A 20,458-nucleotide genomic window follows, 5' to 3' on the forward strand; every position below is an offset into this window, starting at 1 on the left:
GAGAGCTCTCGCTGCTGTTTCATTACAACCTTGATTACTATAGCTATCTATTCCCTATCCTGCAACCTCGCTCTCACACCGGCTCTAAATACATCCTCGCCCTTGTATATGAAGTTACTAAACCCCTTAGACACCATGAGTTCGTAGAAAACCGCCTGTCCAAAGAACAGGTTCCCCATCGCATAGAACACGGGAATCTGCAGTATGAACCGAATTAAAATAACTATTAGATTTGTATACATCCCTAAATCCGGCATACCTACATACCCAAATAATATAGCAGGCACGTTCGCAATTATTATGAGCGGGATATAAGTAAAATCCAATTGGAACTGCCGCATACGGTTTCCGGCCATCAATCTTCTGCTCTCGGCAAGACACTTAAACACCCCTTTTGACGGATCCTCGGCCATAATGAGGAAAGACTGTCTATAAGTGTAAAATGCATATACACCGGGAACAACAAATAGTGTGGCAAATGCTGCTATTATAGCAAGCTGTACAATAAAGAGCAACGTAGCGGAAAAAATATGCCTCGCACCGTCGAGTATAGACGGATAATCGCATTCTTTATTTCTCAGGTATCTCAGCATATACAACGATCTGCCTAGCGTAAACATCCCCCCAAACGCTATAGTGTACACAAACGAAGCAAAAGGGTAATCTACAACAAACTTCTTGAGCAACTTCGGGTCTATTTCAGTCGGAATAACCGAAAAATATGATTTGGGCATGAAAAACCCAAGTACATCAGGGACCAAGTTGGTAAACATATACAGCATTATGATCCCAACCATAAACTGCGCAACAGTGTTCTTCATGTGCATTGCAGATAGATATCTCAGCTCGCCAAGATCTTCATTTACGATATAATTTTTGTTGTTATTTTCAGGCATAATAACTCACTTTCTAGTTTTGAATCGCCTATAATTGTAATATACTGAAGATAGTAATTCAAGAACGATAAAAACAGAGGTAATACTATGTGTAAGACAGCGCTTATAATACTTTCGTTTATCGAGAATACCAACGTGTCACAGTTACATGAGCTTTCGAGCTCCAGCGACTATATCATTTGTGCAGATGGCGGCGTTGATGTTGCTGACAAATTCGGAATCAGACCCGATTGTGTGATTGGTGATTTTGATTCTTCGAGCATCAGCAACCGCTTTGACTGTCTGTATATTACCTTGCCGACTGAAAAAGATTTAACAGATACCGAGGCAGCAATCAACCATGTCCTGGAACTTGGCATCCGTTATATAACAGTATACGGAGGAATCGGTGGCAGACTAGATCACACTCTCGGAAATGCCGGACTCCTCGAGAAATACATGGGACAGCTGGAGCACCTTGAGTTCATCGATGGTAAGAACACGATGCAACTGCTTGATGGCGAATTTAACAACACAATAATACTGCCGGATGACCCAAACTATAAATACTTCTCGCTGGTTCCATTTGATGCTAGTGTAAGCGGTGTTACCATCACAGGTGCCAAATACAGCCTCGACAACGCATCAATTAACCGATCGTCGACACTTTGTATCTCCAATGAGGTTTCTCGTCGTCAAGCTCATATAACGGTCAGAAAAGGCAAGGTTCTGCTTATAAGATCCGGAGAGTAGTTAAAAACCCGCAGGCAAGACAAGAGACTCCACAAATATATGGAGTCTCTGATTATGTTTACTTTTCTTAAGCTACTCTTCTCGGAGTGTCACACCGGTTTTCTTCTCCAGCACCTTGAGAATTCCCTTGGTCTTCTTCTCAATTTGCTTTGAGGTCATAGTGCTGTCCTCATTTCCGATTTTGATACGAATCATGATAGATTTCTTACCCTCCGGAATCTGCGAACCCCTGTATTCCTCAACAAAGGCAACTTCCTTTGCCATGTACTTGATAGCCTCGTAGATATCTTCCCATTTTACATCCTCATCTGCGAGAAGCGATAAATCCTCCTCAACAAGCGGAAACTGTGGCAGATACTCAAATTCATTTGTCCTAGAACTAAATGGAGCAAGTTTGTTGACATCTATCTCAAATATCGCTATGTTGGATCTCTTAACGCCCGCCTCCGCCAAAGTTGCTACGGAAACGAGACCAAGCGAGCCGATGACATCCTTCCGTTCATTTACAAGATTGAGGTATACATCGGAATCAGCCCACGATGGTTTCTCTACCTGCTTAAACTTATAACCATTCATATGGCAATATCTGGGTAACGACTCAACAACACCCTTTGCCTCAAAGAATATATCCTTGGCATCCTTGCCAACAACTGCACCCGTAAGCATCAGCTTGTGAATTGGGAGCGTCTCATCCTCTGAAGATGGGTGAAACTCTCCCTGCTCAAATACTTCAGCGACCTCGAAAATCTTGAAACTGTCGTAATATCTCAAGTTCTTGACAATTGCCTCCAGCGCACCCGGTACCAGAGACTGCCTCAAAGTTGCGAGCTCCGGAGCCGGTGGAGTTGCAAGCCTAACACCGCCTGACATGTCAATCTTGGCTGACTTGATGTATTTCTCATCTATCCAAGGATAAGTGAATATCTCATTGAATCCACATCTAAACGCGAGATGCTCTCTTACTTTCCTGTTGAGATCATACTTAATCTGATGAACCGCATTCTCAAAGTTTATCGGTAACGGCTTAACCTTGAAATTTTCATACCCCACAAGTCTGGCAATCTCACCCAGCACGTCGTCTCTCATCGAGATATCTCCGGTCGAACGCCATGTCGGCGCAACTGTATGATATACGCCGTTCTCAAACTTAACCTCAAAGCCCAGACGCTCCAGCGTGTCCGCTACCTCCGACTCCTCCAGAACCTTGCCGAGTCTTGTGTCCAGAAAGGCCTTGGTGATATCAACCTCAGTTCTCTTGGTTGCAACCGGGTTCACGTCTGCATATGCTGTGAACTCCGCCTCAGGAAACAGCTCCTTGAACAGCTTCATACTGAGCGACAAGCCTTGCTCAACTCTCTCGGTATCGATTCCCTTTTCATATCGTATGGATGAGTCAGTCTTTTCATCAAAACGCTTACCCGTATTTCTAATCGTTACGGCAGCGAAGTTAGCAACCTCAAGCACAACATCAACTGTGTCATCGAGAATTGAATCCTTCTTACCGCCTCTGATACCTGCGAGTGCCATTGGGCCCTCAGCATCGCAGATAACGAGATCCTGCTCTGTAAGATCGATATTTGCACCGTCAAGCAGCTCTAGCTTTTCATCAGTCTTAGCATCGCGAATTATGATTTTCTCGCCCTTAACATGTGTTCTGTCAAATGCATGTGTCGGCTGACCAACACTCAGCATTACGTAATTCGTAATGTCTACGATTGCGTTGATAGGTCTCATACCACCGTTGATAATCGCAGCCTTCATCCAGGTTGGTGACTCCTTGACCGATAGATTTCTAATCTCAAGTGCAGCATATCTATAGCACTTCTCAGCATTGATAATCTCTACGTCATAGTCCTTAAGACCTGTTGGAGCGTCAAACTCGTCCAAAAGCTTAAGCGGCAACTTATATATTGCCGCCAGCTCTCTAGCGATTCCATAATGTCCCCAGAGATCGGGTCTATTTGTAAGCGACTTATTATCAATCTCGAGAACCGTATCATTCATGCCGATGATATCGGCGATATTCTGTCCTGGAGCAGCATCAACATCTCCGAGATCGACGATAACAGTTGGATCATCTGTTGGATAGAAATCACCCAGATACACCTCTTCAGCTCCGCAAATCATCCCATAGGATGCAACTCCACGCATCTTAGTCTCTTTGATCTTCATAAGCTCGCTCTCACCGTGCCAATATACCTCGGCTCCCGGCTTTGATACTACGACCTTCTCTCCTGAGTATAGGTTCGAACCGCCACATACGATTTGCACGTCCTCAGTCTCGCCGATATTAACTAAACACACTTTCAGCTTATCAGCGTTTGGATGTGCTTCCACGGAGGTAATCTGACCAACGACAATGTCGTGAAACTTTGCAGCCGTATCCACAACAGCTTCAACCTCAACCGTTCTCATAGTCAGGTCATATGCAATCTGTGCATTGGTTAAATCCGCAGGAATATCAATGTATTTCTTTACCCAATTTAGTGAAACCTTCATTACAACCTCCTACTTGAACTGCTTTAAAAATCTAAGATCAGCGCTGTGGAATAATCTTACGTCATCAACTCCATAACGCATCATTACGAGTCTGTCCAGACCGATGTTTGTGTAGAATCCGGTCCATACGTCAGGATCCAGGTTAGCAGCTCGTAGTACATTGGGATGAATTACGCCACCCGGCATAACCTCAATCCAGCCGTTCTGATTGCACACCCTGCAGCCCTTACCGCCGCAAACGAGGCATTCCATGTCAATCTCATATCCGGGCTCAGTAAACGGGAAGAAGCCTTCACGCATGCGCACGTTGATTTTTCTTCCAAATACCTTTTCGAGAATAGTCTCAATCATTACCTTTCCGGAAGAAAATGACAGATCCTTATCTACGATTAGCGCTTCATACTGAAAAAAAGCCCTCTCGTGTCTTGCATCTGTGTTCTCATTTCTGTAGACACGACCCGGGTACACAAATCTCGCAGGTGCTCCAGCCTCAAGCAAGTGTCTAACTGAAGCGCCTGTGAGGTGAGGTCTCATGCAAAGTCTATCTGCTCCACTCTTATCCTCGGTACCCTCAATCCAGTATGTATCCATCATCTGCCTTGCCGGATGATCAGCCGGGAAGTTCAGATTATCAAAAGCATACTTCTCACTGCTTATATCATTCTCACTAAATATCTCAAAGCCCAAGGAGAGAAAGGCATCGTTGAGATCGTAGCACATCTGAGTAATTGGATGAAGTGCACCACCATGAATTGGGGTACCTGGCAGAGTGAGATCAATCTTCTCATCGAGAACAGACTCAGTTGCAACTAACTGATCCTCTCTCTCTTTGATTTTTTCAGCAAAAAAGTTCTTGATATCATTTGCCTTCATTCCGACGGATTTTCTCATCTCCGGCTCAAGCTTGCCCAGGTTCTTGAGCACGTCAGTCAGCGCACTCTTCTTACCTGTCAGTTCCCTGCGAACCTCATGTAATTTTTCAACATTTCCGGCATTTTCAATGCTCAAAAGTCCCTTTTCACGAATTTCTTCTAGCCTATTCTGCATTACTTAAACCCTCCTTGTAAGCATGCTATCTTAAAATATACCCAAATAGTTTATCATTTTTTGTTGTTATATTCAACAATTGAGCTTCTTCGAATCCGTGTAAATTTCAGTATTTCCAATAAAATCCCTCTCACACACCTCATATTTACGACGAGTCGGAACACCATAAAACTCGGTGTTGATTTTAGAATTGAAAAAAGACATGCAATATCGCATGCCTTTGAATTTATAAATCTGCCTCTAACTTACTTAATTCTAGAATAAAATTCCACCGAACTGTACGAATACAGGAGCAAATACAAGCGAAACAATTGTCATCAGTTTGATGAGGATGTTGATCGATGGACCGGAGGTATCCTTGAACGGATCACCCACCGTATCACCAACGACTGCCGCCTTATGAGTCTCGCTTCCCTTGCCGCCGTAAGCTCCACTTTCAACGTACTTCTTAGCGTTATCCCAGGCACCACCTGCATTAGCCATCATAATAGCCAGCAGAACACCCGATGCAAGCGATCCGGCAAGCATTCCACCAAGAGCCTCTGTACCAAGCAGCAGACCGATCAGCAGTGGAGCAACGATTGCGAGTAGTCCGGGAGCGATCATCTCGTGAAGAGCAGCGCCCGTGGAGATATGTACACATCTTGCATAGTCTGGCTTAGATGTTCCCTCCATAATGCCCTTGTTCTCACGGAACTGACGCCTAACCTCTTCAATCATCTCGTTAGCAGCCTTACCTACTGAGTTCATAGTCATAGCCGAGAAGAGGAATGGAAGCATAGCTCCGATAAATAAACCAACGATTACTAGCGGATTGAGTAAGCTGATCTGACTAAGCTTAGCTGATACAGCGAATGCTGCGAAAAGAGCTAGTGACGTAAGAGCAGCTGATCCGATAGCAAATCCCTTTCCGATAGCCGCTGTTGTGTTACCAACAGAGTCAAGTGTATCGGTAATATCTCTTACTCCCTCAGGAAGCTCAGACATCTCAGCTATACCACCGGCGTTATCAGATACCGGACCATAAGCGTCAACGGCTACTGTCATGCCTGTTGTAGAAAGCATACCTACAGCAGCAAGCGCAATTCCATATAGACCAGCAAAGTTGTAAGCAACGATGATACCAACGCAGATAAATAGGATTGGCCAAAATGTTGAGCTCATTCCTACACCGAGACCACTGATGATTGTTGTAGCTGCACCGGTCTGTGACTGTTCAGCAATCTTCTTAACGAACTTATAAGAATCTGAAGTATATATCTCGGTAATTGCACCTATGATGACTCCTACTAGAAGACCCGCGATAATAGCATACGCATATGTGAGAGACCCAAGAAGCTTACTACTTAGAACCAAAGCGCATACAATTACGATTGCACTGCTCACATATGTTCCAACGTTTAGCGACTTGGCAGGGTTCACATTAGCGTTACCTCTTACACAAAGCACACCGATTACAGATGCAATAATACCTACAGCAGTGATTAACAGTGGGAAAATAGCAGCAGTTTCCTCTGTAAAGGTTCCACTTACACCGGAAGCATTAACAGCTACAGCTGCAAGCGTTACAGCGGAGATGATCGATCCGACATATGACTCAAACAGGTCGGAACCCATGCCGGCAACATCTCCTACGTTATCTCCTACATTATCAGCGATAACAGCAGGATTTCTAGGATCATCCTCAGGGATACCGGCCTCAACCTTTCCTACAAGGTCAGCGCCAACATCAGCCGCCTTAGTATATATACCGCCGCCTACACGTCCAAATAACGCCATCGAAGAAGCACCAAGTCCGAAACTTGTTATGCACTGCATGACTGTCGCCAGGTCGAGTACAACAACTACAACACCTAGACCGAAAAGTCCAAGGCCGGCAACGCAAAGTCCCATAACCGCACCACTTCTGAATGCAATCTTAAGTGCCTTTGGCATTCCTGATTCCATTGCCGCATTGGCAGTTCTAACATTACCCTTTGTAGCAACATTCATTCCGAAAAAGCCTGCCAATACGGATAACAACGCTCCGCATACGTACAGAACTGCAGATGTCCAGTTAATTGCCAGACCAACAAGCACAAATAGAGCAACGATAACAACAGCCATTGTTCTGTACTCTCTCTTAAGGAACGCCAGCGCACCCTCTCTGATGTAACCGGATATTTCCTTCATTCTGTCAGTACCTTCCGGCGCCTTACCCACCCAAGAAGCAAGCGCAAAAGCTACGAGCAGACCGATCAATGCCGCAACAGGAACCATCCACTTAATCGCCATAATAAACCTCCTTGAAATTAGAAAATAATCATTTTCATATTTCGAAAATAAAATATAAATATATTAAAGATATACAGAGGTGCATCACCCTTACCTCTGTATATCAACATGAACAATTTTATAATAAACTGTGTATTTTTACAAATACTAATTGAAAATTGCTACGATGACTAATGAAACAACGATATAAATAATTGATACTATTGTTGTAATTTTAGACAGAATTGCATCGTATCCGTTGCTCTTTTTCTTCCCGAAAAGCTGCTCAGCTCCTCCAGCTATTGATCCCGAAAGCCCATCGCTCTTACTAGACTGCAGCAAAATGCTGAGAATCAGAATCACGCTAGTCACAAGCAAAATTACCATTAATGCTGTGTGCATAAACTCCTCCACGTAAATTATCAAGATATAATCTGTGTTAAACTAATTCAGTTTAACATGCAAAACACACAAAGTCAATGACTCCGGGGACTCTGCATTAGCAAGATTTCCGGGGACTCTACATTAGTAATATTCAGTATGTAAGCTTCAGTATGATTCATGTATTTAAAAGCATTCCTATACATATATGTGCAATGTTTAACTTAAAAGACCTCATTTATGATTAAACAAGGTCTTATGTAATTCATCAGATATTAATTTAGCACAAATGCTTTAAACATACTGTGCAAGCAGATTCTTAAGTGCCGACGAACTGCTGGAATGAACCCATGCAACTTCTACGTTCTTTCGCTTAGCTTCTGCTACTGCGGTATTCATCATCTTGTGCGAAACTGTATTTGTAAACATCACCAATAAATCCGGACAGCCGATCTTCTTACCCACATTTCCACGTTCCTTGGTAAACACCTTGGCTTTACATCCATGCTTCTTACATATCTCCTTGTACTGGCATTCCATACACTCATTTCCACCTACTATAACAATACTCATAATTACCTCCGTTAAGCACAAACAGTCAACTTTTCTATGTCACCGTTTTCCCTGAATAATCTCATATAGAGAAGCTCGCAGCGTCTGTACTTTGCAAAAAGACCCATCGCTTTTTCAACATCTCCGTACACCTTCCATTGACCACACGCCTTGCAGTTGCTACCACAGTGCTCTATAAAGCCAATCACATCTTCCAACGGGTAACCCAGAAATATGCCGATCTCATGAGGGAAACTGCCGCATACGCCTAATCTGCTTCTGAGCCTATTTATTGAGCAGTTAATGTCGGCTCCCTCATATCCAAACTTTTGCATTAAGCTCTCTATGCGATGTTCAGAAAGCCTGTGCTTAAGCTCTTTCGGACGATACACATATATCAAGGCTCTTGTTCCATTATCTTGAAGAACACCTACTCTTACCCCTTTCCTGTTGAGCAGGTCATTGATACAAGCAAGTTCATCGGTAAAGGTGTCGAAAGAATCATAACTATAACCAAACATACTGCCTATTTTCAACCTAGCCAAAGTAGGCGCACAATACTGAACAATCTTGTCCTGTAACATCCTCTTCTCCACTCACATGTAGTGTAAAACATAAACTATATACTTATCTGACTTTATACTGCAAATTGTGTAAAATAGTTAATGGCTTTGATTAGATACCGACTGGCTAATTTAGACAGATACTTAATTGTTTAGTCACACAAACAATAGTCTAACAGCCAGAAACCAACCAGCCACTTAGTTAGATAACTCTAACTAGCATTTCCTTAAAAAGGTCTCTTGATTAGAGGCCTTTAACTATATATAAAGTATCACACGAATATATTAACAGTCAAGTGAAAAATTACAAATTATCGCCCCTCTTCTATTCGGTTATCCAATCTTTTCTGACATTGCTCTGCTTATATACTTTTCACAAATGCTCCTTGCTCGATATAAATCATTTTTAGAGAGCTCAGCTTTAATTAACTCAAAACAATTAACTGCTTTTTTCTTATTTTGCGGTACAATTTTGTCAATTAACCTGATCAGTTTAACATTAAAGGGCGTCATCGTCGTATCAGGATAAAACAGCAGTCCAACCTGTCCATATTTTGTTCTGTTGTTCGCAGAATACATCAGTTCCGGTTCTATAAGATATCGTTCTGCTCCAATAAGCATCTGACAATTCTGTTCATTTATCATTATCAACGTGACAATCAGCTGCAGTTTGTCCATATCTGACAGTTCTCGAAAGATTAACCTCTTCATATTGCGCTTATCATACGAAAATATATACGTATCTTTCTCGCAAATTATTGACATCCGCAGAAAGGCTGTAGCGTAATTGTTGCACAATATTTCGCTTATGTACCGTGGCATTTTATAATTCGTGATACTTTGTCTGATTTCCTTCTCCATTTTACATCAACCTCCACACTTTGAGCACGGCGTATAACCACGCCGCTCAGCAACCTTCTTGGAAATCTCTATATAATTTCTCTCCATCACTCGACATCCCGGAAGATGGTAACATTCTCCGTCGCTTGGATAATAATAGACCTTCGCTCCAAGCTTTGCTCTTCTGCTTTTACACACGGGGCATGGATCATACTTGCTTTTAATCGAAGCGTCCAAGGATGTTGAGACAGCCTTCGAATGCATGAACGAACAACTTTTATTATGATATTTCTCACCTCTTTTGGGAAAAATATATACCGCTTTGTCGTCGTTTCCCGAGAGCTCATCAACACTCATGTGTGTATCTTCTCGTCTCCTGCCAACGTATGCGCGTGTAACTGTTTTTAATTTATAATTAGCCTTGGCATTCAGACCAATCGGATTCTTGGTGTTAATCATAATGTCAGCGTCAAGTGAGATAATTTCATCAATACCAAGCTGCTGCTTCCTGTATAAAAACGAATTAACGGCAAACCCACCTACCTGAGAATGGCTTCTGTCCAGTTCCCTCTGAATACTATACGGCACCATCACATCAGTCTTTATTACCGAGGCAACAGCAGCAGTCCTCCTTAAACGATTTGCAGATATATAGTTAGCATCCTCAATACAACTATATGCTGAAATAATAGATGACATCACCATAATTGCAATCATAAATATCGGAAGAATCAGTGTTGCCTCAACAATATAACTTCCCCTATTATCTTTGAACATCTTACTTATATGAATCATTAACCTCATACGACTTACCATTAATCTTTAAGTTGAATCTTACCCCACAGTTATACTCATCAAAGTTAAAGTCATCATAATATCTGTACTTCATGTTTATCTGAATTAAATCCATTATTCTTCTTGTCCTTAGATCCTTAGGGATTGTTAACATCATGAACAGTAAATAGTCCTCATAATTCTGACCTTCAAGTTTTTCCGAGTAACCTTCTTGCTTGGATAAATCATGAATCTGTTCCGCATTTTCATTTAGCAACTTACGAGCTTCGTCTCCGAGCTTATCAGTGAGATGACTATCCCTTAACACACCTTCAACTGAGATTTTCCAATCTCCCTTCTTCTTCATAAGCGGAATTCGTTTGTTATCCAGCAGAGCCTTCAAATCTTCATGAGTCTCTAGCGCAGCCCAGCTTTCCATAATCGCCCCCTGCACCACAATTGCACCTGGCCCCGGTGCAATCAATTCAGAAATTGCTGTGATTATTTTCATCTTCTCGGGATCTTTTGATAAAGCTGCCAGATTAAGAGCATTTCTAATTGCAAAGATCTCTCTCTTACAAGCTTCAAAATTCTTATTATCATCTAAGCTACCTTTTACAATATACTCATACTCATTAGCAAAGAAAGTTTCTTTATCTCCTACCGTCTTCAGGTGACTGTTCAGCTTGCTAACGATAAATGACATCTCTGAAACCTTGGATAGGACATCCGGCTTGACCTTATCCGCTGCATTGCTATCACTAAGAAGCCCTGTCAGGCCTTTGATATTTATATGGTTTTTATATCCCCTTGATGGCAACGTATCTATAACTACTTGATTTCCGATAGCTCGATTCCCATATTCGGTTTTATTATTGCCAAATGAGTACGAAATTTTCCTAACAGACCTATTTTTTCCATCTACTATAGATTTAGCCTCTTCTGTTGTCATTGCATTTCGCAGCGATTTTCTAAAGTTATCGAGGTCAGACATGCGATATTCATCAAGATTTGCGCTCGGAACATCTCTACGAATTCGAAGCTTATCTTCAAATGAATATTTAGAATACACACTTAAACGTTTTATAACATCGCAGTCATTTCCCTGAAAAGCCATGATTCCATAATCATCTAAAAGATAACGATCATATTCCGAAAGAATAGCCTTTCCCCACAGTTTACCGTTTACTTCTGCCCAGCTTTCTACTGTACGACTTCTCGCTATATTAATAGCCATTATTATCATGGATATTAGTGCAAGGAAAACAAATGACAGCAACACAATAGTAGATCCGCTCTTATTTCTTAACAGCTTCCTCAATAACACCACCAGCTCTCACTAATTTATCTTCGCATACCGAAAAGCCTGTAACCTCTATAGATTTTCGCAGCAGTCCACCCGCAAGCCCGATATTTGCATATCTAACATCTCTCGATTCACTAATTGTCCTGACTACTGGAGAATTTGTATTATCCCACTTGCCTAGCATTTTTCTATGCATATTAGTTTGGGTAATCAGGCATTCAAGATAAAATGTACATAATCTGATAAGCAACATTATCACAAGAATCACAACCGGCAACACTATGCTTGCTTCAACCATCTGTTCGCCACGTTTATCCCAGTATCTCATCAGAACTTGCTTGCATTAAGTGCCTTGAAAGTCTTGTTGACAAATGATGTAATTTCAGTCTTAAAGATAATTCCTAAAGCAACTGCGATTGCAATCAAAATAGCAACTTGAACAAGTTCCATTCCTTCATTTGATTTGAATAGCCTTTTTATATTTTTCATAACTTTCCTTGTATGATTAGCTCATAGGCTAAATCATACTCTCCTTTCCTTTTTTACTGTCTCCTTTGCACACATCAGGCATCGAGCATGCCTACACAGTTATCCACACTACAACTACCGGTTATTTACTACCTTGTCTTTACATTTTCAACACCTCCCTCTATGTCAAGGCTACATGGTCATAAGTGCCGGCGCCATTGTGATGACAATCAGCAATACAAGCAACATCCCAAGCGGATAAGTCATCTTCGTATCAATCAACTTGCCTTGTTCCCTAGCAATGGTCTTCCTTATATCCCACAGGAATTCACTCTCGCGCTCGAGTTTTTCCTGAATATCACTGCCTCGTTTCTCATTTTCTCTCAAGACAGTCGATATCCTCATCAGTTCTTTCACCGAATACTTGCGTGCCATCTCGGAAAACAACAGAGGAATACTCTGATTCGTAAACTCAGCAACATCAGTCATCTCTACGATGCTTTTTTCAAGCTCTCCCAGCGACTCTCTATGCATCAGAGAATAACCATAGCGTATTTTCCGAAACGCATCACTTAAAATAACACCGGAATTCATCATTAGCAATAACTGATTTGTAAACCTCGGCAGTGCCTTCAGAATTTGGTTTCTCTCTTCATGCCCTCTCCGTTTCATCTTATCGTGCTTGTTTGCAATGACAGCTATAACTAGCACAACATACATAAGCGGTATTGCAATCCAATCACGGTTTGCGCGATTGTCCTTTTTCCAGATAACTATGCTGCCATCATCAAGCTTTGTTGGAAGCACAATTCGTTTTTCTGTTTTCTCCTCAATTTGACTTACTGCAATTCCAAGACTTGCGTTCATTTCAGCCTCGATGTCTTTTGATTCATCACCACCCGATTGCCTAGGACTATCGTTAGCATGTCGTTTGAGCTTTACATTTTGGCTCATGCTCTTGTCACCACGATGAACCTCCGCTATCAGGTCATATTCTTCAAAAACTCCCTCACGTACGTGCTCAATTCCGACTACATGACCTCTTTTATCAACAATATATTTACCACCTAACTTTGGTTTAACAAGTATTATAAGTAAAAAAATGAACGCCACAGCTGATATTTTAAACAGTTGCTTATTCAAATCTTTATCAAAAACTTCTTTTAAATCCACCTTCACCTTTTATCACCACACATTAATAATTAATCGCAATTTGCACTATGACTAAATTTCCACACTTGTAATTTTTTGCATTACTGAGTATATGAAGACATTGGCTGCTACAACGATGGTCATGATTAATCTCCCAACCAAACTTTCATACAGAGGAGATATATAATCTGGTGAAAAAATATTCAGAAACAAAATCACCAGAAAAGGCATAATAAATAAAATCATACTCTCATTTTTCTTTCTGTTTGCCATCGCTCTAATTTCATTTTCTATAGTCATCTTATCTATAATCACACTCGCCGCTTTATTCAAAGCATCAATCAAACTTGCTCCCGTCGTCTTACAAGTAGAATATATTATTGCGAAATCGATAATATCTTCAGATCCCGTTCTTTCCGCAAACTCTTTAAGTACTGCAACATCCTCCTCATTTCCGGCATCCATTCTCTTATACATTCTCTTAAGTTCATTTCCCAGTATTGACTTCTCACCATATATTCCCTCTATCCCAGGAATAGATTCTCCTATTGAATCTCTCATTCCTCTGCCGGCTCCAATTGCAGTGGAAAGAATAAATAAAAAGTCCTTGAACTGTTCTGATAATGCACGTTTTCGCCTTTCAAGCATAACGTTTGAGTATATGCCCAATATCTTTTTGTAAAATAAAAGCAGGACAAAGCTAAATGCAAGGTTATGGTACAGGAGCATAGACAATACGAATCCAGTTGCAATAATCGATACAACAATTAACCTCTTTTCCCCGGTACTAGCTACATATTGGTCATACATGATTGACTGTTCTAAATAACCGGATTTTTTATCTCGGCAGACTGTTTCCAAACAAATACCCTTGTTCTTTCTGCTAATACAGTTGATTTTCATTTATTTTGTCCCTTTTCTTACTATTTTTAAAACATATGCCTTAAAGTATTTTCCTCTTTCAATCAAATCAACTTTATGAGGCAACACTTATTAACCAATCAAAATAATCCCTGTACCTAGATACCATTAGGAACCGATAAACCGCATTGCCTAAATTTTTCTCTGTTTATCATCCTATTTCCTGTACTAGCAATCCTTCCATCACTTCCGGTTGAATACAAATAATTAAGTTCATATTCAGTCCCCGAGAAGCCAACCATTTCTGCAATTTCTACCAATCGCCGTTTACCGTCACTGTCTCGGCGGAGATGTACGAAAATATCAATTGCATTTGAAATCTGACTCTTTATAGAATAAATAGGTATTTGTGTGTCCATTAAATACATGGTCTCAAGCCTGTTTAACATACCCTTTATAGAGTTTCCATGACCTGTAGACATGCTTCCGTCGTGTCCAGTTGACATTGCCTGAATCATATCTATCACTTCCCGTCCTCTAACCTCCCCAACAATAATTCGGTCAGGGCGCATTCGCAAGCTAGTCTTTATTAGCATCTCCATACTAACCCGTCCTTTACCTATTGAATTTGCATTCCTGCATTCCATATGAACAATATTATCAATTTGACTGACCTTGAGCTCTGCAGAATCCTCAATTATTATGACTCGCTCCTCCGTATTAATTGCAGAAGACAGAGCATTGAGGAATGTCGTCTTACCGGAAGAGGTTCCTCCGCTAATAAAAATATTGTATTTTGCAGCTACAAGTGCCGATAAAAGTTCTGAACACTCCACAGGCAATGTACCATTTTCGATTAGATCCTCTAATGTTATTTCCTCATTTGAAAACTTCCGTATAGTAAGAATAGGTCCATTAAGCGCAACATTTTGCAGTACCCCATTCACACGATATCCGCTCTCAAGTCTTGCATCCACAATTGGATTTGCCTCGTTAACCTCACGATGAACATCTGATGCAAACATTCTAATTAAGCTTTCCAGCTCACCAGGTGAATAAAAAGCATTATCAACTTCTAATACATGCTTGTTCTTTTCGACGAAAATATGATCAGCTCCATTCACCATAATTTCGTTGATTTTCGGATCATCCAAATACTGTTTCAAAATACTGTATTTGCTTGCAACTCTAAGATATATCGCATCAATAATATCAAGCAGTTCACCATATTCGATCTTACAAATATATTCTTCACTGAAAACCACTTCTTCGACCAATGTCAGCAGCTCTTTATTTGAAGGTTCATGCTCATAGTGTGACAAAATACCTTTAAGCTTATTTGTTGCCACCTCAACCAAATTTGAATATTTTAATACTGTCAATTTCATTCTTCCCATTGCTTCACCTATTTCGAAAGAATATCATCAATTATTTCATTCATCCTAATCTCTAAAGCACTGCCTTCAACCTCAGGATTAATTGCGGTTATATCTGATAAGCCCAGTTCTTCAGCGAAGGGAGAATTATCCTTACTAAAATCAGGGCTGCTAGTTACGACAACAATCTGATTCATGTGTTTCAAGACGTTAAGATTCCTGTTAGAAAAACATCTTGAAACGTCAAAAATAATTACATCAAAGAAATTCTGTGTAACATATCTGATTAGCTTTTCGAAGATGTCATCTCGCATTTCAGAAATTGGATTAATAATCCTTGATGACTCCAATCTATACACCCCAAACGAGTCTGTGTAGAAGAATGAGTCGATGGGAATTTCCATGCCCCTATCAATGGAGTAAATAAGTCTCTTCAGCAGACTCTCGTCTACATGTCTGTAAGATGCATTTTGACAATAATCAGACATAAATTTGAGAGAAAGAACCAGCAGATTAACTCCGCAGCGATAAACCAAAAGTTTTGCTAATTCATCAATTAAAGTTGACTTATACACATCATTAGAAAAACAAAAGCCAATTTTAATGCAATTTGAACTTTTAATACCGGAATCACCGGTTAATGTATAATAACAAACCTTTAGCTTGGAAATTAAATCATCAAACCTCTGATACTTAAAAAGTCTAAACGGTCCAGCCGAGTAATCCTCACCGGCTTTGCCTTCCACAAGCATACATACCGAGCTTAAACTTAAATTAGGGTACTGATGAGATAACGAGTCTATCGAAAAATCGGTTATAAGCATTTCCCCATTCCTGATTAACCCATCAAAACCAAGATCAATAAATATATCCTTCTCAGCCTTACTTGCCATATCAATGAAAGATGTTAGATAATCTTTATCATTCAGCAACACACGAACTCTCATCATTCACCTCTTAAGAAACAGTTACAACAAATGGAGTAGCTCAGAACAATCAATGTTCCTTACAAATGAATGATAGCATTAATAAAATTCCCCTTCAGCACACACTTCGCATCTGAATAGTGTTTATTTGATGATGGGAGTTACTATATAGCAGGTTCACTGTATCACAGTATGCGGTTAATCCTTTATTAAAATTACCGACACATTCTAACTTTCTCAAGCTCGATTAATGAACAAGAAAATAATAATAAAGAAAATAATACAAAAAAGACTTACAACAATGCAAGTCTTAAATGGTGCGCTTGGAGGGACTCGAACCCCCACGGTCGCCCGCCAGAACCTAAATCTGGTGCGTCTGCCAGTTCCGCCACAAGCGCTTATATTTGATATTTTAACATGGTGACCCCACCGGGAATCGAACCCGGGTTACCGCCGTGAAAGGGCGATGTCTTAACCGCTTGACCATGGGGCCTTATTAAAAAAACCGGCGACGTCCTAATTTCCCAGGCAGCTTCCCACCAAGTATCTTCAGCGCTAAAGAGCTTAACTTCTGTGTTCGGGATGGGAACAGGTGTTACCTCTCTGCTATTGTCACCGGATTCGTAAATCGCTCTCGCAATCTACCTTCATATTCTTCGCAGTAAGATGTATCTCTATCATCTTCTACTCTTTTGAGAGCTGTACCCTCAAAATTGAATAACCACCTCGTGCTCAAACCCATTTGGTCAAGTGCTCGACCTATTAGTATCAGTCAGCTAAATACGTTGCCGTACTTACACCTCTGACCTATCAACGTGATAGTCTCTCACGGGTCTTACCTTTCGGAGGAAATCTTATCTTGAGGGGGGCTTCGCACTTAGATGCTTTCAGCGCTTATCCCTTCCATACGTAGCTACCCGGCTATGCCCTTGGCAGAACAACCGGTACACCAGAGGTATGTCCATCCCGGTCCTCTCGTACTAAGGATAGCTCCTCTCAAATTTCCAACGCCCACAGCGGATAGGGACCGAACTGTCTCACGACGTTCTGAACCCAGCTCGCGTACCTCTTTAATGGGCGAACAGCCCAACCCTTGGGACCTACTTCAGCCCCAGGATGAGACGAGCCGACATCGAGGTGCCAAACACCCCCGTCGATGTGAACTCTTGGGGGGTATAAGCCTGTTATCCCCGGGGTAGCTTTTATCCGTTGAGCGATGGCCCTTCCACTCGGAACCACCGGATCACTAAGCCCGACTTTCGTCCCTGCTCGACCTGTTTGTCTCGCAGTCAAGCTCCCTTTTGCCTTTGCACTCTTCGCGCGATTTCCGTCCGCGCTGAGGGAACCTTTGGGCGCCTCCGTTACTCTTTAGGAGGCGACCGCCCCAGTCAAACTGCCCACCTGACACTGTCCCTGTACCGGTTCACGGTACTAGGTTAGATTTCCAACATTACAAGGGTGGTATCCCAACGGTGACTCCTTCAACACTGGCGTGCTGAATTCTTCGTCTCCCACCTATCCTGTACATGCAATGCCGAAAATCAATATCAAGCTACAGTAAAGCTCCACGGGGTCTTTCCGTCCTGCTGCGGGTAACCGGCATCTTTACCGGTACTTCAATTTCACCGAGCCTATTGTTGAGACAGTGTCCAGATCATTACGCCTTTCGTGCGGGTCGGAACTTACCCGACAAGGAATTTCGCTACCTTAGGACCGTTATAGTTACGGCCGCCGTTTACTGGGGCTTAAGTTCTGTGCTTCGGTTGCCCTAACACTTCCCCTTAACCTTCCAGCACCGGGCAGGCGTCAGCCCCTATACATCAGCTTTCGCTTTAGCAGAGACCTGTGTTTTTGGTAAACAGTTGCCTGGACCTCTTCACTGCGGCCCACTCACGTGGGCACCCCTTCTCCCGAAGTTACGGGGTTATTTTGCCGAGTTCCTTAACAATAGTTCGCTCGCTCACCTTAGGATTCTCTCCTCATCTACCTGTGTCGGTTTGCGGTACGGGCACCTTGGATCTCATTAGCGGCTTTTCTTGACAGCGTGAAATCGATTGCTACCGGTCTTAGACCACCCCATCACAGCTCAACCTTTCAGAAAGCGGATTTCCCTACTTTCAAGCCTCACTGCTTGGACACGCTCAACCAACGGCGTGCTCAATCTATCCTTCTGTGTCCCCACTTCATTCAAACAATCCTCGGTGGTACAGGAATATCAACCTGTTATCCATCGCCTACAGCTTTCGCTCTCGGCTTAGGCCCCGACTTACCCTGAGAGGACGAACCTTCCTCAGGAAACCTTAGATTTTCGGCGGACGGGATTCTCACCCGCCTTACGCTACTCATGCCAACATTCTCTCTTCTATACTGTCCAGATTTGCTTACGCGCCTCCTTCTTCCTGTATAGAATGCTCCTCTACCAATTAGTTCCCTAATTCCAAAGCTTCGGTGGTAAGTTTCAGCCCCGTTTATCTTCGGCGCAGGATCACTCGACTAGTGAGCTATTACGCACTCTTTAAATGTATGGCTGCTTCTAAGCCAACATCCTAGCTGTTTGTGCAATCCCACATCCTTTTCCACTTAACTTACTCTTTGGGACCTTAGCTGTTGATCTGGGCTGTTTCCCTTTCGACCATGGAACTTATCTCTCATAGTCTGACTCCCAAGTATGATACTGCGGTATTCGGAGTTTGATAGTTGTTGGTAACCGGTGAAGGCCCCGCGAACAGTCAGTGCTCTACCCCCGTGTATCTCTTCCTTGAGGCTAGCCCTAAAGCTATTTCGAGGAGAACCAGCTATATCCGAGTTCGATTGGAATTTCACCGCTATCCACAAGTCATCCTAACCTTTTTCAACAGATATAGGTTCGGTCCTCCATAACCTTTTACGGTTACTTCAACCTGCTCATGGATAGGTCACCCGGTTTCGGGTCTACAGCATGTAACTCTCGCCCTATTAAGACTCGATTTCTCTACGGCTCCGTTCCTCCAGAAACTTAACCTCGCTACATACCATAACTCGTTGGCCCGTTCTACAAAAAGTACTAGGTCACTTGCGCTCCCTATGCTTGTAAGCATCAGGTTTCAGATTCTATTTCACTCCCCTCCCGGGGTTCTTTTCACCTTTCCCTCACGGTACTATTCGCTATCGGTCACTGGGTAGTATTTAGGCTTGGAGGGTGGTCCCTCCTGCTTCAGACCGGGTTCCACGTGTCCGGTCCTACTCCGGTGCCACCTATGCGTCTTCTGCTTCGCCTACAGGAGTTTTACCTTCTTCGCTTGAGCTTTCCAGCTCTATTCGGCTCGCATAACCTCGTCAATGTCGGTGGTCCACAACCCCGAATTGTAAACAATCCGGTTTGGCCTCTTTCCCTTTCGCTCGCCGCTACTCAGAAAATCGATTTTTCTTTCTCTTCCTGGGGCTACTTAGATGTTTCAGTTCACCCCGTTCCCCTCATTAAGCTATGTATTCACTTAATGATACATACGCATTACCGTATGTGGGTTCCCCCATTCGGAAATCTGCGGGTATATCGGATATGTGCTCCTTACCGCAGCTTATCGCAGCTTATCACGTCCTTCGTCGGCTCCCAGTGCCAAGGCATCCACCCGATGCTCTTTGTACTTGACCATTTCACTTCTCTCGAAGTGTTCTCTCGCCTAGTTAGCGTTAACTAGGTCTTATTCACTATTGTAATTTCTCTCAGTGAATTCTGGTTTCTCTCAACAAATAGTACTTCCTGAAATCGTTACCCTCTTGTCCTTCTCTTTCCTCCGCTTCCCTCTTCTGAGTTTAGCTGAGAAATTCGCTTCACAAGTTTTGAATCTCATTC

The 20,458-nt window shown here is 42.2% G+C and carries 17 protein-coding genes, 2 tRNA genes and 2 rRNA genes; 1 reads left to right on the forward strand and 20 read right to left on the reverse strand.

What is annotated here, in order from left to right; all coding sequences use genetic code 11:
• Positions 1–47: 47 nt before the first annotated feature.
• Complete coding sequence (locus HMPREF1152_RS05455) at positions 48–896, reverse strand: DUF975 family protein (protein WP_009644164.1); 849 nt, start codon at positions 894–896, stop codon at positions 48–50.
• Between the two features lie 87 nt (positions 897–983).
• Here HMPREF1152_RS05455 and HMPREF1152_RS05460 point away from each other — a divergent pair, with 87 nt between their 5' ends.
• Positions 984–1,628 (forward strand): thiamine diphosphokinase, encoded by a 645-nt coding sequence (locus HMPREF1152_RS05460; protein WP_009644172.1) that lies wholly within the window; start codon positions 984–986, stop codon positions 1,626–1,628.
• 72 nt (positions 1,629–1,700) lie between these two features.
• Here the strand turns inward: HMPREF1152_RS05460 and pheT are convergent, their stop codons facing one another.
• From pheT to HMPREF1152_RS05550, 19 genes are all read right to left on the reverse strand, one after another.
• Positions 1,701–4,127 carry a phenylalanine--tRNA ligase subunit beta gene (gene pheT, locus HMPREF1152_RS05465; protein WP_009644165.1) on the reverse strand — a complete coding sequence of 809 codons (2,427 nt, stop codon included), beginning with the start codon at positions 4,125–4,127 and terminating at the stop codon, positions 1,701–1,703.
• A gap of 9 nt (positions 4,128–4,136) precedes the next feature.
• Positions 4,137–5,174, reverse strand: coding sequence for a phenylalanine--tRNA ligase subunit alpha (locus HMPREF1152_RS05470; RefSeq protein ID WP_009644171.1), 1,038 nt, complete (start codon positions 5,172–5,174; stop codon positions 4,137–4,139).
• A gap of 255 nt (positions 5,175–5,429) precedes the next feature.
• A complete protein-coding gene (locus HMPREF1152_RS05475) occupies positions 5,430–7,448 on the reverse strand; it encodes a sodium-translocating pyrophosphatase (protein WP_009644174.1) in 2,019 nt (672 codons plus the stop codon).
• A 147-nt stretch (positions 7,449–7,595) separates the two neighbouring features.
• The gene (gene secG, locus HMPREF1152_RS05480; protein WP_009644183.1) at positions 7,596–7,829 is read right to left on the reverse strand and encodes a preprotein translocase subunit SecG; all 234 of its coding nucleotides are present in this window, start codon (positions 7,827–7,829) and stop codon (positions 7,596–7,598) included.
• Between the two features lie 273 nt (positions 7,830–8,102).
• Positions 8,103–8,381: a DUF2325 domain-containing protein gene (locus tag HMPREF1152_RS05485; protein ID WP_009644188.1), complete on the reverse strand. Its 279-nt coding sequence runs from the start codon at positions 8,379–8,381 to the stop codon at positions 8,103–8,105.
• Positions 8,382–8,392: 11 nt separating this feature from the next.
• Complete coding sequence (locus HMPREF1152_RS05490; RefSeq protein ID WP_009644178.1) at positions 8,393–8,944, reverse strand: DUF3793 family protein; 552 nt, start codon at positions 8,942–8,944, stop codon at positions 8,393–8,395.
• A 312-nt stretch (positions 8,945–9,256) separates the two neighbouring features.
• Positions 9,257–9,601 (reverse strand): hypothetical protein, encoded by a 345-nt coding sequence (locus HMPREF1152_RS05495; protein ID WP_198004083.1) that lies wholly within the window; start codon positions 9,599–9,601, stop codon positions 9,257–9,259.
• A 189-nt stretch (positions 9,602–9,790) separates the two neighbouring features.
• Positions 9,791–10,540, reverse strand: a complete 750-nt coding sequence (locus HMPREF1152_RS05500) for a TadE/TadG family type IV pilus assembly protein (RefSeq protein ID WP_156918881.1) — start codon at positions 10,538–10,540, stop codon at positions 9,791–9,793.
• A gap of 1 nt (position 10,541) precedes the next feature.
• Positions 10,542–11,774 (reverse strand): DUF5702 domain-containing protein, encoded by a 1,233-nt coding sequence (locus tag HMPREF1152_RS05505; RefSeq protein WP_009644177.1) that lies wholly within the window; start codon positions 11,772–11,774, stop codon positions 10,542–10,544.
• A 61-nt stretch (positions 11,775–11,835) separates the two neighbouring features.
• Entirely contained in the window at positions 11,836–12,171 is a 336-nt protein-coding gene (locus tag HMPREF1152_RS05510) for a hypothetical protein (RefSeq protein WP_009644173.1), read from the reverse strand.
• Positions 12,171–12,332: a Flp1 family type IVb pilin gene (locus tag HMPREF1152_RS09315; protein ID WP_009644189.1), complete on the reverse strand. Its 162-nt coding sequence runs from the start codon at positions 12,330–12,332 to the stop codon at positions 12,171–12,173. The genes HMPREF1152_RS05510 and HMPREF1152_RS09315 overlap by 1 nt, the downstream gene beginning before the upstream one ends.
• Before the next feature lie 171 nt (positions 12,333–12,503).
• The gene (locus tag HMPREF1152_RS05515; protein ID WP_198004084.1) at positions 12,504–13,484 is read right to left on the reverse strand and encodes a type II secretion system F family protein; all 981 of its coding nucleotides are present in this window, start codon (positions 13,482–13,484) and stop codon (positions 12,504–12,506) included.
• Between the two features lie 51 nt (positions 13,485–13,535).
• Positions 13,536–14,366, reverse strand: a complete 831-nt coding sequence (locus tag HMPREF1152_RS05520; protein WP_009644187.1) for a type II secretion system F family protein — start codon at positions 14,364–14,366, stop codon at positions 13,536–13,538.
• A gap of 116 nt (positions 14,367–14,482) precedes the next feature.
• On the reverse strand, positions 14,483–15,721 hold the full coding sequence (locus tag HMPREF1152_RS05525) for a CpaF family protein (protein WP_009644176.1): 1,239 nt from the start codon (positions 15,719–15,721) through the stop codon (positions 14,483–14,485).
• 8 nt (positions 15,722–15,729) lie between these two features.
• Positions 15,730–16,593: a hypothetical protein gene (locus tag HMPREF1152_RS05530; RefSeq protein ID WP_156918874.1), complete on the reverse strand. Its 864-nt coding sequence runs from the start codon at positions 16,591–16,593 to the stop codon at positions 15,730–15,732.
• Positions 16,594–16,941: 348 nt separating this feature from the next.
• Positions 16,942–17,024: transfer RNA gene (locus tag HMPREF1152_RS05535), tRNA-Leu, on the reverse strand.
• 20 nt (positions 17,025–17,044) lie between these two features.
• Positions 17,045–17,119: transfer RNA gene (locus HMPREF1152_RS05540), tRNA-Glu, on the reverse strand.
• Positions 17,120–17,129: 10 nt separating this feature from the next.
• Positions 17,130–17,246 (reverse strand): 5S ribosomal RNA (gene rrf, locus HMPREF1152_RS05545).
• Between the two features lie 121 nt (positions 17,247–17,367).
• Positions 17,368–20,257, reverse strand: a 23S ribosomal RNA gene (locus tag HMPREF1152_RS05550).
• Between the last annotated feature and the right edge of the window lie 201 nt (positions 20,258–20,458).

The organism is Mogibacterium sp. CM50, from assembly GCF_000293155.1.
In the GTDB taxonomy this organism is placed as follows: Bacteria; Bacillota; Clostridia; order Peptostreptococcales; family Anaerovoracaceae; genus Mogibacterium; species Mogibacterium timidum.

What these genes read in the sequence shown, in the direction of transcription:
- HMPREF1152_RS05455 (WP_009644164.1), bottom strand. Translation starts at nt 896, where the DNA reads ATGCCTGAAAATAACAACAAAAATTATATCGTAAATGAAGATCTTGGC.
- HMPREF1152_RS05460 (WP_009644172.1), top strand. Translation starts at nt 984, where the DNA reads ATGTGTAAGACAGCGCTTATAATACTTTCGTTTATCGAGAATACCAAC.
- pheT (WP_009644165.1), bottom strand. Translation starts at nt 4,127, where the DNA reads ATGAAGGTTTCACTAAATTGGGTAAAGAAATACATTGATATTCCTGCG.
- HMPREF1152_RS05470 (WP_009644171.1), bottom strand. Translation starts at nt 5,174, where the DNA reads ATGCAGAATAGGCTAGAAGAAATTCGTGAAAAGGGACTTTTGAGCATT.
- HMPREF1152_RS05475 (WP_009644174.1), bottom strand. Translation starts at nt 7,448, where the DNA reads ATGGCGATTAAGTGGATGGTTCCTGTTGCGGCATTGATCGGTCTGCTC.
- secG (WP_009644183.1), bottom strand. Translation starts at nt 7,829, where the DNA reads ATGCACACAGCATTAATGGTAATTTTGCTTGTGACTAGCGTGATTCTG.
- HMPREF1152_RS05485 (WP_009644188.1), bottom strand. Translation starts at nt 8,381, where the DNA reads ATGAGTATTGTTATAGTAGGTGGAAATGAGTGTATGGAATGCCAGTAC.
- HMPREF1152_RS05490 (WP_009644178.1), bottom strand. Translation starts at nt 8,944, where the DNA reads ATGTTACAGGACAAGATTGTTCAGTATTGTGCGCCTACTTTGGCTAGG.
- HMPREF1152_RS05495 (WP_198004083.1), bottom strand. Translation starts at nt 9,601, where the DNA reads ATGGACAAACTGCAGCTGATTGTCACGTTGATAATGATAAATGAACAG.
- HMPREF1152_RS05500 (WP_156918881.1), bottom strand. Translation starts at nt 10,540, where the DNA reads ATGTTCAAAGATAATAGGGGAAGTTATATTGTTGAGGCAACACTGATT.
- HMPREF1152_RS05505 (WP_009644177.1), bottom strand. Translation starts at nt 11,774, where the DNA reads ATGGCTATTAATATAGCGAGAAGTCGTACAGTAGAAAGCTGGGCAGAA.
- HMPREF1152_RS05510 (WP_009644173.1), bottom strand. Translation starts at nt 12,171, where the DNA reads ATGAGATACTGGGATAAACGTGGCGAACAGATGGTTGAAGCAAGCATA.
- HMPREF1152_RS09315 (WP_009644189.1), bottom strand. Translation starts at nt 12,332, where the DNA reads ATGAAAAATATAAAAAGGCTATTCAAATCAAATGAAGGAATGGAACTT.
- HMPREF1152_RS05520 (WP_009644187.1), bottom strand. Translation starts at nt 14,366, where the DNA reads ATGAAAATCAACTGTATTAGCAGAAAGAACAAGGGTATTTGTTTGGAA.
- HMPREF1152_RS05525 (WP_009644176.1), bottom strand. Translation starts at nt 15,721, where the DNA reads ATGGGAAGAATGAAATTGACAGTATTAAAATATTCAAATTTGGTTGAG.
- HMPREF1152_RS05530 (WP_156918874.1), bottom strand. Translation starts at nt 16,593, where the DNA reads ATGGCAAGTAAGGCTGAGAAGGATATATTTATTGATCTTGGTTTTGAT.